Annotated in this window: 13 protein-coding genes and 1 pseudogene; 3 read left to right on the top strand and 11 right to left on the bottom strand. The window is 73.2% G+C overall.

Annotated elements, in window-relative coordinates; genetic code table 11:
- The 3 genes from AB0G28_RS47535 to cydD form a co-directional block, all read left to right on the top strand.
- Positions 1–1,176 (top strand): cytochrome ubiquinol oxidase subunit I (locus tag AB0G28_RS47535; protein WP_361105669.1); only part of this gene is annotated, 1,176 nt, incomplete at its 5' end.
- A gap of 29 nt (positions 1,177–1,205) precedes the next feature.
- Complete coding sequence (gene cydB / locus AB0G28_RS47530; protein WP_361105666.1) at positions 1,206–2,216, top strand: cytochrome d ubiquinol oxidase subunit II; 1,011 nt, start codon at positions 1,206–1,208, stop codon at positions 2,214–2,216.
- Positions 2,213–5,554: a thiol reductant ABC exporter subunit CydD gene (gene cydD / locus AB0G28_RS47525; protein ID WP_361105663.1), complete on the top strand. Its 3,342-nt coding sequence runs from the start codon at positions 2,213–2,215 to the stop codon at positions 5,552–5,554. The genes cydB and cydD overlap by 4 nt, the downstream gene beginning before the upstream one ends.
- A 114-nt stretch (positions 5,555–5,668) precedes the next feature.
- Here cydD and AB0G28_RS47520 read toward each other — a convergent pair whose 3' ends face one another.
- From AB0G28_RS47520 to AB0G28_RS47470, 11 genes and pseudogenes are all read right to left on the bottom strand, one after another.
- A complete protein-coding gene (locus tag AB0G28_RS47520; protein ID WP_361105660.1) occupies positions 5,669–6,442 on the bottom strand; it encodes a hypothetical protein in 774 nt (257 codons plus the stop codon).
- Positions 6,442–7,050, bottom strand: coding sequence for an RNA polymerase sigma factor (locus AB0G28_RS47515; protein ID WP_361105657.1), 609 nt, complete (start codon positions 7,048–7,050; stop codon positions 6,442–6,444). The genes AB0G28_RS47520 and AB0G28_RS47515 overlap by 1 nt, the downstream gene beginning before the upstream one ends.
- Before the next feature lie 247 nt (positions 7,051–7,297).
- Positions 7,298–9,643 carry a phosphoketolase family protein gene (locus tag AB0G28_RS47510; RefSeq protein ID WP_361105654.1) on the bottom strand — a complete coding sequence of 782 codons (2,346 nt, stop codon included), beginning with the start codon at positions 9,641–9,643 and terminating at the stop codon, positions 7,298–7,300.
- Positions 9,640–10,545, bottom strand: a complete 906-nt coding sequence (locus AB0G28_RS47505; protein ID WP_361105651.1) for a universal stress protein — start codon at positions 10,543–10,545, stop codon at positions 9,640–9,642. Before AB0G28_RS47505 ends, AB0G28_RS47510 begins: the two co-directional genes overlap by 4 nt.
- Positions 10,542–11,147, bottom strand: coding sequence for a CBS domain-containing protein (locus AB0G28_RS47500; protein WP_361105648.1), 606 nt, complete (start codon positions 11,145–11,147; stop codon positions 10,542–10,544). The genes AB0G28_RS47505 and AB0G28_RS47500 overlap by 4 nt, the downstream gene beginning before the upstream one ends.
- Before the next feature lie 129 nt (positions 11,148–11,276).
- Entirely contained in the window at positions 11,277–12,182 is a 906-nt protein-coding gene (locus AB0G28_RS47495) for a universal stress protein (RefSeq protein ID WP_361105645.1), read from the bottom strand.
- Positions 12,166–12,444 carry a DUF1918 domain-containing protein gene (locus AB0G28_RS47490; RefSeq protein ID WP_361105642.1) on the bottom strand — a complete coding sequence of 93 codons (279 nt, stop codon included), beginning with the start codon at positions 12,442–12,444 and terminating at the stop codon, positions 12,166–12,168. The genes AB0G28_RS47495 and AB0G28_RS47490 overlap by 17 nt, the downstream gene beginning before the upstream one ends.
- Before the next feature lie 13 nt (positions 12,445–12,457).
- Positions 12,458–13,840, bottom strand: coding sequence for a DUF4389 domain-containing protein (locus AB0G28_RS47485; protein ID WP_361105639.1), 1,383 nt, complete (start codon positions 13,838–13,840; stop codon positions 12,458–12,460).
- A gap of 28 nt (positions 13,841–13,868) precedes the next feature.
- Entirely contained in the window at positions 13,869–14,450 is a 582-nt protein-coding gene (locus AB0G28_RS47480) for a CBS domain-containing protein (protein ID WP_361105636.1), read from the bottom strand.
- A gap of 22 nt (positions 14,451–14,472) precedes the next feature.
- Positions 14,473–15,255, bottom strand: coding sequence for a universal stress protein (locus AB0G28_RS47475; protein ID WP_361105633.1), 783 nt, complete (start codon positions 15,253–15,255; stop codon positions 14,473–14,475).
- Positions 15,256–15,377: 122 nt separating this feature from the next.
- A pseudogene (locus tag AB0G28_RS47470) lies at positions 15,378–15,881 on the bottom strand (polyphosphate kinase 2); the annotation flags it as partial.

The following is a 15,881-nucleotide window of genomic DNA, read 5'->3' as shown; positions in this document are numbered from 1 at the left end:
TTCCAGTTCGGGATGAACTGGTCCGACTACAGCACCTTCGTCGGCGACATCTTCGGCGCGCCGCTGGCCATCGAGGGCCTGCTGGCGTTCTTCCTGGAGTCGACGTTCCTCGGGCTGTGGATCTTCGGCTGGGACAAGCTGCCGAAGAAGCTGCACCTGGCCACCATCTGGCTCGCCTCGATCGGCACCGTGCTCTCGGCGTACTTCATCCTCGCCGCCAACTCCTGGATGCAGCACCCGGTCGGCTACGCGGTCAACCCCGCCACCGGGCGCGCGGAGCTCAAGGACTTCGGCGCGGTATTGACCAACTCCACCGCCGTCGGGGCGTTCGCCCACACGATCACCGCGTGCTTCCTCACCGCGGGGATGTTCGTCGTCGGGATCAGCGCCTGGCAGCTGCGTCGCCAGAAGAACGCCGACGTGTTCCGGCCGTCGATGAAGCTCGCCCTGGTCACCGTGCTGATCGCCAGCCTCGGCGTCATCGTCACCGGCGACCTGCAGGCCCGGCTGATGACCGAGCAGCAGCCGATGAAGATGGCCGCCGCCGAAGCGCTCTACGACACCGTCGCGCCCGCGTCGTTCTCGCTGTTCACCATCGGCTCGCTCGACGGCTCGCAGGAGAAGTTCAGCATCCGCGTCCCCGGCGTGCTCTCCTTCATGGCCACCGGTCACTTCGACGGCCGGGTCGAGGGCATCAACGACCTCCAGGCCGCCGAACAGCAGAAGTACGGGCCCGGCGAGTACCGCCCGGACATCCCGGTCGCCTACTGGACGTTCCGCCTGATGATCGGCTTCGGCTTCCTCTGCCTGCTCGTCTCCCTGGCCGGGCTCTGGCTGTTCCGCCGCGGCCGCACCCCGCGCGCCCGCTGGTTCTTCCCCGTCGCGACCGCCGGGATCGCCCTGCCCTTCCTGGCCAACAGCGTCGGCTGGATCTTCACCGAGATGGGCCGCCAGCCGTGGTCGGTGTTCGGCGTGCTCAAGACCGCGAACTCGGTGTCCCCGACCGTTTCCGCCGGGACCGTGCTGACGTCGCTGATCGTGTTCACCGTGCTGTACGGCGTGCTCGCCGTCGTCGACGGCGTCCTGATGGTGCGCTACGCCAAGGCCGGGCCCCCGCCTCCGGAAGCACCCGCACCCGAGACCGACGAGCCGCGCCCCGCGGCCTTCGCCTACTGACGGCGCCGAAGAAACCCGGAGACCCCGCCATGGCCCTCACCGACATCTGGTTCCTGCTCATCGCGGTCCTCTGGACCGGCTACTTCGTCCTCGAAGGCTTCGACTTCGGCGTCGGCACGCTGCTGCGCGTCCTCGGCCACGACGACACCGACCGCCGCGTGCTGATCAACACGATCGGCCCGGTCTGGGACGGCAACGAGGTCTGGCTGCTCGTCGCCGGCGGCGCCACCTTCGCCGCCTTCCCGCTCTGGTACTCGAGCCTGTTCTCCGGCTTCTACCTGGCCCTGCTGCTCGTGCTGGTCGCCTTGATCCTGCGCGGGGTGGCGTTCGAGTTCCGCGGCAAGATCGACAGCCCGCGCTGGCGCAACACCTGGGACTGGATCATCGTGTTCGCCTCCGCCGCGCCCGCGCTGCTGTGGGGCGTCGCGTTCGGCAACATCGTCCACGGCGTCCCACTCGACGCCCAGCACCACTTCACCGGCACGTTCTTCACCCTGCTCAACCCGTATGCGCTGCTCGGCGGCCTGGCGACGCTCAGCCTGTTCGCCTTCCACGGCGCGGTGTTCCTGACCCTGAAGACGACCGACGCGCTTCGGGACCGGGCCCGCACGCTGGGCCGCGCGCTCGGCGGCACGGCGATCGTGTTCGGCGGCGTCTTCCTCGCCTACACCGCGATCGAGCACGGCGGCTGGGCGTGGCTGACGTCGGCGCTCGCCGCGGCCCTGCTCGTCGCCGCGGTCCTGTTCACCGCCGGCGAGCGGGACGGGTTCGCCTTCGCGAGCACCGCCGGCGCGATCATCGCCGTCACGTTCACGCTGTTCTGGTCGCTGTACCCGGCCGTGCTGCCGTCGACGACCGACCCGGCGTTCAGCCTGACCACGACGAACGCCTCCTCTACGCCGTACACGCTGCAGATCATGACGTGGGTGGCGGTCGCCTTCACCCCGATCGTGCTGGCCTACCAGGCCTGGACGTACTGGGTGTTCCGCAAGCGGATCACCCGCGCTTCGATCCCCGCCGAAGCCGGGCTGCGCCGGTGAAGCCGCTGGACCCGAGGTTGCTGCGTCACGCGCGCGCCGTCCGGCCGTTCGTCGTGGCCTGCGCCGTCCTGGGCGTCCTCACCGCGATGCTGGTGCTCGCCCAGGCGGAACTGCTGGCGAAGACGATCACGTGGGCGTTCCTCGACGGCTTCCCGCTGGGCAGCCTCCTCCTGCCGCTCGGCCTGCTGGCCCTGGTCGTCCTGGCCAGGGCCGGGATCACGTGGCTGGCCGAGACGACCGCGCACCGCGCCGCCGCGCGGGCGCTCTCCCAGCTGCGCGAAACGGTGATCGCGGCGGCGCTGCGGATCGGCCCGCGGCAGGCCGGCCGCTCCCCCGCCGAGGTCGCGGCCCTCGCCACGCACGGCGTCGACCGGCTGGAGGGGTACTTCGCGCGTTACCTGCCGCAGCTGCTGATCGCGGCGGTCGTGCCGCTGGTCGTCGGCACCCGGATCCTGGTCGCCGACTGGGCCGCCGCGGTGATCGTCGGCCTCACCGTGCCGCTCATCCCGGTCTTCATGATCCTCATCGGGCTCTACACCCAGCGCGACGTCCGGCGGCAGTGGCGGACCCTTTCGGTGCTGGGCAACCACTTCCTCGACCTCGTCGCCGGGCTCGCCGAGCTGACGGCGTTCGGCCGCGCGCGGGCACAGATCCGGTCGCTGCGGGAGATCACCGGGCAGTACCGCGCGCACACCATGCGGACGCTGCGGGTGGCGTTCCTGTCCGCCCTCGCGCTCGAGCTCCTGGCCACGCTGTCGGTCGCCCTGGTGGCGGTGTCGATCGGCCTCCGCCTGCTGGCCGGTGAACTCGACCTGCGGACCGCGCTCGTCGTGCTGATCCTCGCGCCGGAGGTCTACCTGCCGCTGCGGGCGGTCGGCGCCCGGTTCCACGACAGCGCCGAGGGCCTCGCCGCCGCGGAGGAGATCATCGCGCTCGCCGAAACCCCGGCCGGCGACACCGGCACCCGCACGGTTCCGGATCTCGCCAAGGTGGCGCTGCGCTGCGAGGACGTCACCGTCGAGGGCCGGTCCGGACCGATCCTCGACGGCTTCAACCTCCGCCTCCCACCCGGCGAGGTCGTCGGCGTGACCGGCCCGAGCGGAGCCGGGAAGTCCACGCTGCTCGACCTCCTCCTGGGCTGGCGACGGCCCGACGGCGGCCGGATCCTGGCGGGTGCCGTCGACCTCGCCGACATCGGCCGCGCGACCTGGCACCGGCACCTCGCCTGGGTGCCGCAGCAACCGCACCTGATCGCCGGGACGGTCGCGGAGAACATCCGCCTGGGCTCCCCCGACACGACCGACGACGACGTGCTGGCCGCCGCCGACACCGCGGCGCTCGACGTCCCGCTGTCCACTGTGGTCGGTGAGCTGGGTGCCGGGCTGTCGACCGGGCAACGCCGTCGCGTCGCGCTGGCCCGCGCGGTGCTGCTCGACCGGCCGCTGATCCTGCTGGACGAACCGACCGAAGGCGTCGACGCGGAAACCGAGTCGGCCATCCTGGAACGGCTGCCGAAGGTACTCGCCGGGCGGACCGCGGTGATCGTCAGCCACCACCCCGCGGTACTGGCCCGCTGCGACCGGGTCGTGTCCCTGGGCGCCCCGATCGCCCTTCCCGCGCCCTCGGCCGCCGCGGCGGCGCGGCCGATTTCGCGGCCCGCGGTCGTTCCGGTCCTGAGCGAGTCCACTGTGGACGTTCCGCGGTGGCGGCCGTTGCTGGAGGCCGTCCGGCCCTACCGGCTGCGGCTCGCGCTGGCCTGTCTGGCCGCGACGGCCGCGCTGGGCTGCGGAGTCGCGCTGACGGCGACGTCGTCGTGGCTGATCGCGAGCGCGGCCCTGCACCCGCCGGTGCTGAGCCTGATGGTGGCGATCGTCGCGGTGCGGACGTTCGGCCTGGCGAAAGGCCTCTTCCGCTATGTCGAGCGGCTGCTGTCCCACGACGTCGCCCTGCGTGCCCTGGCCGAGCTGCGGGTGCGGGTGTGGGCGCAGCTGGTCCGGATCGGCCCGGCGGGCACGGCGCGCCTGCGCCGGGGCGACCTGCTGCACCGGCTCGTGTCCGATGTGGACAGCCAGCAGGACGTTCTGGTCCGCGGCCTGGTCCCGGGCGTGTCGACGTTCGCGGTCCTCGCGGCGACCGCCGTCACCCTCGGGCTCATCTTGCCCGCCGCCGGCCTCGCAGCGGCGGCCGGCCTGGCCGTCGCCGGTGTCCTGGCGCCGGTCGTCGCGGCGCTGGCAGCCCGCCGGGCGCAACACTCCAGCGCCCGGCTGCGGGCGGACCTGACCGCGGGCACGGTGGAACTCCTGCAGGCGTCGGCCGACTTGATCACTTACGACGCCGCGGCCCGGCGGCACTCGCGGCTGCGCGAACTCGACGGTGTCCTGACCGCGCTCCAGCGCCGGTCCGCGGCCTGGCGCGGCCTCGGTGGCGGGATCGCCACGCTCGGTGTCGGGCTGACGTCGGTTTCGTGCCTGGTACTGGGCATCCAGGCGGCGGTACCCGGTCCCGCGCTGGCGGTGCTCGCGCTGATGCCGCTCGCGACGGCCGAACTGGTGGCCGGCCTGCCCGAAGCGGCCCAGCGGCTGCTCGGCGCGTCCGGCTCCGCGCGCCGGCTCGCCGAACTGGACGTGCTCCCGGCGCCCCAGGCCGCGGCCGGCACGACCGCACCGGAGGCCACCGAACTGACGGCCGAGCACCTGTCGGTCCGCTGGCCCGGAGTGCCGGTCGACGCGGTCCGGAACGTGAACCTGAGCATCGGCCACGGCCGCCGGCTCGCGCTGACGGGCCGCTCGGGCGCGGGCAAGAGCACGGTGATCGCGGCCCTGATGCGCTACCTCGACCCGTCGGCGGGCCGGGTCCTGCTCGCCGGCACGGACACTTCGACCTGCGACGGCGACGCGGTCCGGGACCGCATCGCCTGGTGCGGCCCGGACACGCACCTGTTCGACAGCACGCTCCGGGAGAACCTCCGCCTGGCCCGGCCTTCGGCGACCGACGCCGAGCTGCGGACCGCGCTCGGCCAGGCCCAGCTTTCACCGTGGCTCACGCACCTGCCGGAAGGCCTCGACACGGCGCTGGGCACGCACGGAACGCCGGTGTCGGGTGGCGAGCGTCAGCGCATCGGCGTGGCTCGCGCACTGCTGTCGGACCGCCCGATCCTGCTCCTGGACGAACCGACCGCGCACCTGGACGCCCCGACGGCCACGGCGTTGGCGGCCGACGTGCTGGCGGCGACCGAGGGCCGGTCGGCGCTGGTTGTGACGCACCGGCCCGCCGAGTTCGCCGAGCTTCCGGCGATCCGGCTGGGCGACGCCGAGCAGGTGCTCGACGCCGTCACGTGACAGCTTGAGAACGGGCGGCGGCGGAGTTGGGGGAGGTGGCCGCCGCCCGTCCAAGCAGCGGCGATCCCCTGAACGAGAGGGGTGGGATCGCCGCCGGTCCGTGGCGGGTCTTGCTCAGTGGGTGGGACGCGTGGCCGGGGGCCCGGACGGGTGGGTTTCGGGCGCGCCGGTCGGGTGGGCGCCGGTCTCGGGCGCGTGGCTCTTGCCCTGGTCGGAATTGCCCGGGTCGGCGGGAGCTCCCGGCGTGCCGGTGGGGTGCGCGGGCGTCGAGGCTTCCGCCTTGAGCAGGGTGTCGCAGTAGCCGTCGACCTTGGCCTTGTCGCCCGCGGCCGTGATCAGCGCGGTGAACGCGGGGCTCTCCAGCGCCTTGCCGTGCTCGGCCTTGTCACCGGCGGAGTAGGCGTGGCACAGCCCCACCAGCGACGGCGACGGCGACGATCCCGGCTGGTGCTCCGGCTGCGTGGCATCGGACGCGTGCGTCTTCGTCGGCTCCGCCGCGGAGTTCGCGGGCGACTGGGCGTGGCTGGAGGCCGCGGGGGCCGGCGAGGAGCCGCCGGCGGGAAGCGGCAGTGCGCCGGTGACGGCGGCCGTGGCGACTCCGCCGACGGCGAAGACGGCCGCCGCGGCGGCGGCGACCTTCGCCGTGAGCAGCTTCGCCAGCATGGTCTTGATCATCGAGGGGCTCCGGGGTCGAGGGGCGTGGGCGTGCTGAGCCGCCTCGAGGAACGCCGACATGGCCGCGTGTTCCCCGGCCAGTTCGCCGTCGCGCGGTGGGGCGGCCGCGGCGGCGAGCAGGCCGGTCAACGCGTCCGGGGCGTCGACCGGCACACCGCTCAGCAGCTGCTCGGCGGTGTGCCGGTCGATCCGGCGCCCTGGGTGCTTGCTCATCACGTACCCCTCAGCGCCGGGCCGTCCGAAAGTGTCACACCGGCCTTGCCGAGACGATCGGCGAGCGTGCGAAGTCCCCGGTAGGCGGCGGTGCGCACGGCCCCGGGGCGCTTGCCGAGCACCTTCGCGGCGGCCTTGGCGTCGAGCCCGATCACGGCCCGCAGCATCACCGCCTCGGCCTGGTCACGCGGCAGCGTCGCGATCAGGGCGATCGCAGCGTCGGTGGTCGTCGCCTCGATCGCCGCCCCCGCGGTGTCGTCGGGCGCGGCCCGCTCGGGAAACCACTCCGCAGGAGCGTCGGCGACCGGGCGGCGGCGCTGCCCGCGCAAGTGGTCGAGCGCCCGGTTCCGCCCGATCGTGGCGGTCCAGCCGCGGAACCCGTCGAGGTCACCGCGGAACGACGCCAGGTCACGGGCGATCTGCAACCACGCCTCCGAGGCGACGTCCTCGGCGTCCTGCCCGACCAGCACCCGCAGGTACCGGCACAGCCCGGGCTGTACCGCCCGGTAGAGCACGCGGAAGGCGTCCTCGTCACCCCGGCGCGCCCGCTCGAGCACGGCCGGCAGCTCGGCGTCGGCCACCGGCGGCCGCCCAGCACGGTAAAGCACCACACGCATCCTTTGCGGTCTGCCCCACCGCGTTGTCCGCGTCATCATGGTGCATCCGCCCGGCGCGCGAAACCCCGCGGCCGCTTCCGGTTCCGGCCGCGCCCCGGAAAGCCCGGCACCCGGGGACGCGCCGGACTTACCCGGCAGATCGCCGCGCCGGACTCCACCTTGGACAGCGGTGAGCGGCATGGCCAAGCAATGGCCGAGTGCCGCTACACCCCGTTCTTCGTCCACAAAGGCCGGCCGGTCAGCCCGTCCAGGTCCAGTTCCGCACCTCGGGCAGGTCCTCCCCGTGTGTCCGGATCCACCGCCGGTGCCGTCCTTGGGCCTCGGTCATCTCCTGCCGCAGCAGGCCGGCCGTCGCCACCAGGCCCGGTACCCGGTCGATCACGTCGATCACCAGCTGGAACCGGTCCATGTGGTTGAGCACCAGCATGTCGAACGGCGTGGTCGTCGTCCCGTGCTCGGTGTAGCCGCGGACGTGCATTCCCGCGTGGTTGGTGCGGCGGTAGGCCAGCCGGTGGATCAGCCACGGGTAGCCGTGGTAGGCGAAGATCACCGGGCGGTCCGGGGTGAACAGCGCGTCGAACTCGCGGTCCGAGAGCCCGTGCGGGTGCTCGGACTCCGGCTGCAGGCGCATCAGGTCCACCACGTTGACCACGCGCACGGCCAGCGACGGCAAAGCCGCACGCAGGATCGAAGCCGCCGCCAGGACCTCCAGCGTCGGCGCGTCACCCGCGCAGGCCAGCACGACGTCCGGTTCGCGGTCGATTCCCGTGCTCGCCCACTCCCAGATGCTCGCGCCGCGTGCGCAGTGCAGGGCCGCCTGCTCGGCGTCGAGCCAGTTCGGGGTGTCGTTCTTCCCGGCGACCACCACGTTCACGTAGTCGCGGCTGCGCAGGCAGTGCGCCGCGACCTCCAGCAGCGTGTTGGTGTCCGGCGGGAAGTACACCCGCACGACCTCGGAGCTCTTGTTCGCGACGTGGTCGACGAACCCGGGGTCCTGGTGGGAGAAGCCGTTGTGGTCCTGCCGCCACACGTGCGAGGTCAGCAGGTAGTTCAGCGACGCGACCGGGCGCCGCCACGGGATCCGCCGGTGCACGCCCAGCCACTTGATGTGCTGGTTGACCATCGAATCGACGATGTGGACGAACGCCTCGTAGCAGGAGAACAGCCCGTGGCGGCCCGAGAGCAGGTAGCCCTCCAGCCAGCCCTGGCACAGGTGCTCCGACAGCACCTCGAGCACGCGGCCGTCGTGCGCCAGGTGCTCGTCGACCGGTTCCACCGCCGCCTGCCACTGCTTGCCGGTGACGTCGTAGACCGCGTCGAGGCGGTTGGACGCCGTCTCGTCCGGGCCGAACAGGCGGAAGTTCGCGCGGTCGGCGTTGAGCGCGAAGACGTCCCGCAGGAACCGGCCGAGCACCCGGGTCGGCTCGGCCACCGTCGCGCCCGGCGCGGTGACCGCGACGGCGTGGGCCGCCGTGTCCGGCAACGTCAACGGCCGCAGCAGCACACCGCCGTTGGCGTTCGGGTTCGCGCCCATCCGCCGCCGTCCCGCCGGGATCATCGCCGTGACCTCGGCGACCGGCCGGCCGGACTCGTCGAACAGCTCCGCGGGCCGGTACGACCGCAGCCACTCCTCCAGCTGCTTCAGGTGGTCCGGGTTCGTCCGGACCGCGGCGAGCGGCACCTGGTGCGACCGCCAGGTCCCCTCGACCGGCTGACCGTCCACAACGGACGGACCGGTCCAGCCCTTCGGGCTGCGCAGCACGATCATCGGCCACACCCCGCGCCGCTCGGCGAGGGTGGCGACGGCCGAGTCGAGCGCGGCGGCCATCGCCTGGTGCATCGGCTCCGGATCGCTGCCTTCGACATAGATCGGCTCATAGCCGTAGCCGCGCAGCAGGGCGTCCAGCTCGGCCGGCGCGATGCGCGAGAGCAGCGTCGGATTGGCGATCTTGTACCCGTTGAGGTGCAGGATCGGCAGCACCGCGCCGTCGCGGACCGGGTCGAGGAACTTGTTGGCGTGCCACGACGTCGCCAGCGGTCCGGTCTCGGCTTCACCGTCACCCACCACGCAGGCGACGAGCAGATCCGGGTTGTCGAACGCGGCTCCGAAGGCGTGCGCGAGCGAATAGCCCAGCTCGCCGCCTTCGTGGATCGACCCGGGGACCTGCGGCGCCACGTGGCTCGGCACGCCACCCGGGAAGGAGAACTGCCGGAACAGCTCGGCCATCCCGGCGGCGTCCCGCGTCACCTCCGGCCACGCTTCGGTGTAGCTGCCTTCCAGCCACGTGTTCGCCAGCAGCGCCGGGCCGCCGTGGCCCGGACCGGTGACCAGCATGGCGTTCAGGTCGTGGGCGAGGATCGCGCGGTTCAGGTGTGCGTAGACGAAGTTCAGGCCGGGCGAGGTCCCCCAGTGTCCCAGCAGCCTCGGCTTGACGTGCTCGGCGCGCAACTCCTCGCGCAGCAACGGGTTCGCCATCAGGTAGATCTGGCCGGCCGAGAGGTAGTTCGCGGCCCGCCAGAGGGCGTCGACCCGGGCGAGCTCGGCGCCGCCCAGCGCGGCCGGGCGTGCTTCGACGGCGGTCATGCCTTCCGCTCCGGGCGGACCACGAGCACCGGGCACTGGGCGTGCTGGATCAGCGCCTGGCTGGTCGAGCCCAGGAGCATGCCGGTGAAGCCGCCGCGGCCGTGGCTGCCCACGACGACCAGCTGCGCTTCCGCGGACGCCTCGAGCAGCGCGTGCCGCGGCCGGTCGCGCACGAGCACGCGCCGGACCTCGACGTCGGGGTACTTCTCCGGCCAGCCGGCGAGCCGCTCGGTCAGCAGCCGGTTCTCCCCCTCTTCGAGGGATTCCGGCTGGGTCAGGATCCGGGCGGTGCCGCGCGTGTCTTCGTAGGTGACGTCGTTCCAGGCGTGCACCGCGACGAGCGGAACGCCGCGCAGCGACGCTTCCTCGAACGCGACGGCGATGGCCTGCTCGCTGTTCGGGCTGCCGTCGACGCCGACCACGACCGGACCGGCCGCGGGGACGGGCGTCGAGTCGTGGCGCCCGCGCACGACCGCGACCGGGCAGTGCGCGTGGCTCGCGACCGTCGCCGCGGTGCCCCCGAGCAGCATGCCGGTGAACGCGCCGGTGCCGGTCCGGCCGACGACGAGCATCCGGGCGTGCCGGGACTCCTCGATCAGCGTCGGCACCGGCGGGTCGTTGGGCAGCTCGGAGAGGACGACCAGGTCCTGGTCGACGGACGCGGCGAGGGCCCGGGCGTCGGCGACGGCTCGTTCGCCGTCCCTCTGCACCGCCTCGAACAGCGTCGCCGCGCCGATGCCCGTCATGCCGCCGCCGTAGTAGAGGCCGGCGACCTGCAGCCCGTGCACGATCTTCAGCTGGAGGTGACGCCGGGAGGCGAGCTCCGCCGCCCACGCGACGGCGGCGGTCGACCCCGCCGAGCCGTCGACGCCCACGGTGATCCTCGGGTCGTTGGCGGTCATCGTGTCTGCTCCTCACCCGCGTATGCGGTCTCCGCGGCGACGACCCCGGGTACGGCGAGCGCCAGCAACTGGGCGACGTGCCGGTCGGAGTCGTCGTCGAACTGGTCGGTGATGTGCACGAACCCGTCCTGCACCTCGACACCCCAGCGGCCACCACCGCCGTAGATCTCCAGGCGGTGCCGGACGTCCCGGGCGATGTCGACGTCGTCGCGGGCGAGCACCCGGACGATGTCGCCGCGGGTGACGATGCCGACCACGGCCGAGCCGTCGACGATCGGCATCGCCCGGATCCGGGCGTCCACCAGCGCCTGGCACAGGTCGGCGACGTCGGTGCCGGTGCTCATCGCCGTGACGGGACTGGTCATCAGGTCGCCGACCGTCTTGCCGGCGGTCGCTTCCCGGGGTTCGTGGACGTAGCGGGGGTCGGCCGGGATGCGGCCGCGGATCAGGTCGGCCTCGGTGACGATGCCGACCAGCCGGTCGTCGTCGACGACCGGCAGTGCGGTGAAGCCGTGCGCGGCCAGCAGCTCGGCCGCTTCCTTCGCGGACGTCCACGGGTGCACGGTGATCACCGGCGCGGACATCAGGTCGCGTGCTCGCATCGGGGGTTCCTGCCTTTCGTGTCACCTCCCAACCTAGGAAGGTGACACGCGGGGCAACGCCGTCATCGGTCACCGTTCGCAGGGACTTACGTCCCTTGGCGCCACCGTGTCCACAAAGGACGCACGGTGTCAGGTCCCGGTCCGCTGGGGCCGCACGACCGCCACCGGGCACGGCGAATGCGCGATCAGCGCCTGGCTCGTCGAGCCGAGCAGCATGCCGGTGAACCCGCCGCGGCCGCGGCAGCCGACCACGATCAGCTGCGCGTCCTCGCCGCGCTCCAGCAGCGTCCGCACCGGCCGCCCGCGGACGACCTCGAACTCGATCGCCAGGTCGGGATACTTCCGCTGCCAGCCGACGACCTGCTCGGCCAGCTTGGCGCGCTCCGCCGCCGCGATCTCGACCGGGTCCTCCTGCAGCGGGTGCGGCCGAAGCATGCCGTCGGCCAGGACGTCGCTCCACGTGTGCACCGCGATCAGCGACGTGCCGCGCAGCCGCGCCTCCTCGCAGGCGAACGCGATCGCGGCGTCGCTGTCGGCCGAGCCGTCCGCGCCGACGAGCACCGGCCCGGTGCCCGGCGGCGGGTCGTGCGGGCTCCGGCCCCGGACGACGACGATCGGGCAGTGCGCGTGCGCGGCCACCGCGACGGCGGTCGAGCCCACGAGGAGGCCGGTGAACCCGCCCAGCCCGCGCGAGCCGAGCACGACCAGGTCGGCGTGCTGCGACTCCTGCACCAACGCCGTGACCGGGCTCCACTCCCGCGCGGCCGTGGTGACTGCCAGGCCGGGATGCTCGGCGAGCACCGCGGCCTTCGCGTCGGCGAGCCACTCCCCGGCCCGCTCGGCCAGGCCGGCCCGGACCTGGTCGTGGGTGCCGAACGCGACCGGCGCGCTCACCTGCGGCAGCGCGTAGACCTGGACCAGCCGCAAGGGACGGCCCCGGCGGACGGCCTCGGCACCCGCCCACACGGCGGCCCGCACCGCGGACGCGGAGCCGTCGATCCCGGCGACGACCGCGCCGTCAACGAACCCGGACATGGCCGCCCTCCTCGTGGATGGACCGCTGAACCCGGTCGAAGCGGGTGCGGGCCCGGTCTTCGGCCGCCCGTTCGTCCTCGGCGGTCAGCACGACCGCGTGGGGGCCGGGGAAGACCGTCGACACGTGGTCGTCGGCCGTCCAGCGGACGACGTACGGCGGGGTGCCGTCGGCCGAGCGGACCTCGAGGATCCGGCCGCGCTGGTCGGGCGCGCCGGTCCGCGGGCCCTTGAGGACGAGCCAGTCGCCCGGCTGTGCGTGCATGATCGTTCCTCTCTCAGATGTCCACAGTGGACGGCTCGGGCGCGGCGGGCTTCGCCGGGCGCCGCGAGGCGCGGTGCGCGGCCACGCCGATCAGGACGACGCCGCCGGCCAGCACCACCAGCCCCGAGACCAGCAGGGCCACGGCGATCCAGCCGAGCGCGGGTGCCGTCGCGCCCACCTCGGCGCGCACGGAGATGCCGCGCGAAGAGTCCGCGTTCATCACCACGGCGGTCCACTGCCCGGTCAGCACCGGCCAGCCGACGCTCTGCGTGCCCGCACCGGACGCGCTCGCGACCCACACGCGCGCATCGCCGGGCGGGACGGCCGGAGCGCCGCCGAGGTGCGTGCGGTTGCCCGCGGTCGTGTACTCGGTCACGGCCAGATAGCCCTCGACGGCGTCCGTGCGGCCGATGCCCACGAAGACCGGACGGCCGGCGGTGTCGGTGGCCCGGATCCGGACGTCGCCGATGAAGCTCTCGAGCTTCGGTACGGACACGCCCTCCAGGCGCACCGGATCGGTGGCGACGGCGTACCCGCCGGAGACGAGCGTCGTGGACGCGGTGAGGTAGCCGTCCGCGTCGCGCTGAGTGCGGTCCGCCCACAGCACGGTCGCCCCGCCGGTGAGCAGTCCCATCGAGCCGAGCACCAGCACGGCACCGGTGACCGCGGCGGCGATCCTGCCCGCGGTCCAGCCGCCCGCGTGCGGGTGCGGTGGTTGCGGGTGCGGGGGTTCGTGGCCGGCCTCGGCGCCGCCCATGTCGAGCCGGAACGGCGGGTATTCGTCGGTCATCAGCGACACGTACGCCGCCACGCGCAGCACCCAGCGGTCCATCCCGAGGACGAAGTCGAAGATCGGCCGCGGGTAGCGGCCGGTGAACAGCAGCACCACGCCCGCGACGACGACCAGCACGCCGACGAGCCCGCCGGCCGCCCAGTCGAACGTCCGCTCACCGCCGGCCCGCAGCACCAGCCAGCTGCCCCCGCCGACGAACAGGCCGACGACGAGGAAGTGCGGGATGGCCAGCAACCACCACTTCACCAGCACCAGGCCGCGCGAAAGCCGTTCCGGGTAGGCGATTTCCAGCCGCGCCGGGTAGTCCGGGACGTCGGCCAGCGTGAACGGCGGATACCGGTCGGTGCCCAGCGCGGCATAGGAGTAGTACTGCACCCGCCAGCTCCACCGCAGCACACCCGACGTGAAGTCGAACAGCGGACGCGGGTAGCGGCCGGTCACCAGGATCGCGAAGAACGCGGCGACCGTGACGAACGGGTAGGCGAACCACAGGAACGCCAGCACGACGTAGTGCGGGACGGCGAGCAGCCACTTCACCAGCCAGAGCCCGCGCGACAGCGGCTCGTCCAGCGTCGCCTCGACCCGGACGGGGTATTCGGTCATGACATGCTCCTTTCCACGGGGTGGAGCTTCAGGTCCGCGCCGGCGCTTCTTCCCCCAGTTCGACGTCGATGACGCCGTGGACCGTCTTCGCCAGGGCCGTCACGACCCGGCGCTCGGCTTCGTCGGTGAAGGTGCCGCGGATGGTCACCATGCCGCCGGTGACGGAGACCGCCCACCGGTCGCGGTGCCCGCCGTAGTCGGTGAGCAGCGCGTTGAGGTGCGAGAAGATCGAGTCGTCCCGGCGCACCAGCGGGCAGAGCAGGTCGCGGCGGCTGACGATCCCGGCCAGCACGCCGTCGTCGTCGACGACCGGGATGCTGCGCCGCCGGTCGCCCAGCATGCGCCGGGCGATCTCGGTGATGTCGGTGTCCAGCCGGACGGTCTCGGCCGGGGTCGTCATCATCGTGGCCACCGGCGCCTCCGGTGCCGCTCCGGTGAAGCCGCCGCGGAGCGCGTCGGCTTCGGTGAACACGCCGAGCACCGCGTCGTCCTCGCCCACCACCGGGAGCGCCGCGACGCGGTGTTCGGTGAGCAGCACGATGGCTTCGCGGACCGGCGTCGTGGGCCCGACCCGCACCACGGGCCTCGTCATGATGTCGCGTGCCTTCACGACGGCTCCTTTCCTGGATGTTTCAGTGCACGACCGCGACCGGGCAGACCGAGCGCGCGAGCAAGGCGTTGCCCGTCGAGCCGAGGATCCCGCCGGCGACCGGGCCGCGGCCCCGCGTGCCGATGACGATCAACCGGGCGTCGGGAGCGGCGTGCCGCAGCGCGCGGGCCGGGACCCGTTCCGGCACGACCTGGGTGCGGACCTCGAGATCGGGATACCGGCGCCGCCAGCCGGCGACGCGGGCGGCCAGCCCGGCGTCGTCGTCCCCCGCGTGTACGACCAGCACCGGCGCCCGCGTCGCGGCCGCCTCCTCGAAAGCGAACCGCAGCGCGTGCTCACTCGATTCGGACCGGTCCACCCCGGCGACGACGGGCCCGGTCCGGGCCGGCTGGTGACCGGGCACCACGACGACCGGACACGGCGCTTCCGCGGCCACGCGCAGCGCGACCGAGCCGATCAGCGCCCCGCGCAGGCCTCCGAGGCCGTGCGAACCGAGGACCACGAGGGCCGCGTCCGCCGCCTCCTCGAGCAGCAGGTCGACGGCGAGGCCCAGCCGGACCGCCGTCTCGACCCGCACCCCGGGCGCCCAGTCACGGGCGACCTGGGCGGCGCGGTGGAGCCAGCGGTGGACGTGTTCCAGCAGGAGTTCGTCGGGCTCGCGCGCGGGTGCGTCTTCGAAGACGCACGCGTGCAACAGCCGCAGCGTCGTGTCGCGCCGCCGCGCTTCCCGCGCCGCCCAGCGAACGGCGGCCAACGACGGTGCCGAGAGATCGACCCCGGCGAGCACCGGCCGGTCTGCGGTCATGAGTTCCTCCTGCGGGTCCGGGAGATTCAGCATGGCCGCGGCGGGTTCTCGCCGGTCAGGGCACGAAGTCCCTTTCCCCGGGGACCAAATCCGCCAGTCCGGCCGGCGGCGCCCGCCGATGTTCAGCGCGGCGGCAGGGTGGCCGCGTGGTCGGGAACGTAGGTCTGCAGCCGCCGGTCCGGCCGGAAGTAGCCGGTCGGCTCCGGCCGCGGGGGCAGCGACACCGGCGGGCGGGGCACCTCGTGGTAGGGCACGCTCGCGAGCAGGTGCGCGATCATGTTCAGCCGCCCGCGGCGTTTCTCTTCGCTTTCCACCACGTGCCAAGGGGATTCGGCCGTGTCGGTGTGCACGAACATGTCGTCCTTCGCCCGCGAATAGTCCTCCCAGTGCGTGACGGACTGCAGGTCGATCGGCGAAAGCTTCCAGCGGCGCATGGGGTCGTCGACGCGGGCGCGGAACCGGCGTTCCTGCTCGTCGAGGCTGACGGAGAACCAGTACTTGCGAAGCAGGATGCCGTCGTCGACGAGCAACCGCTCGAAGATCGGGCACTGCTGCAGGAACCTGCGGTGCTCCTCGGGGGTGCAGAAGCCCATCACCCGCTCGACGCCGGCGCGGTTGTACCAGCT

The sequence above is a fragment of the Amycolatopsis sp. NPDC021455 genome, assembly GCF_040640995.1.
Classification (GTDB): Bacteria; Actinomycetota; Actinomycetes; order Mycobacteriales; family Pseudonocardiaceae; genus Amycolatopsis.
This window is presented reverse-complemented; position numbering and strand designations above follow the sequence as displayed.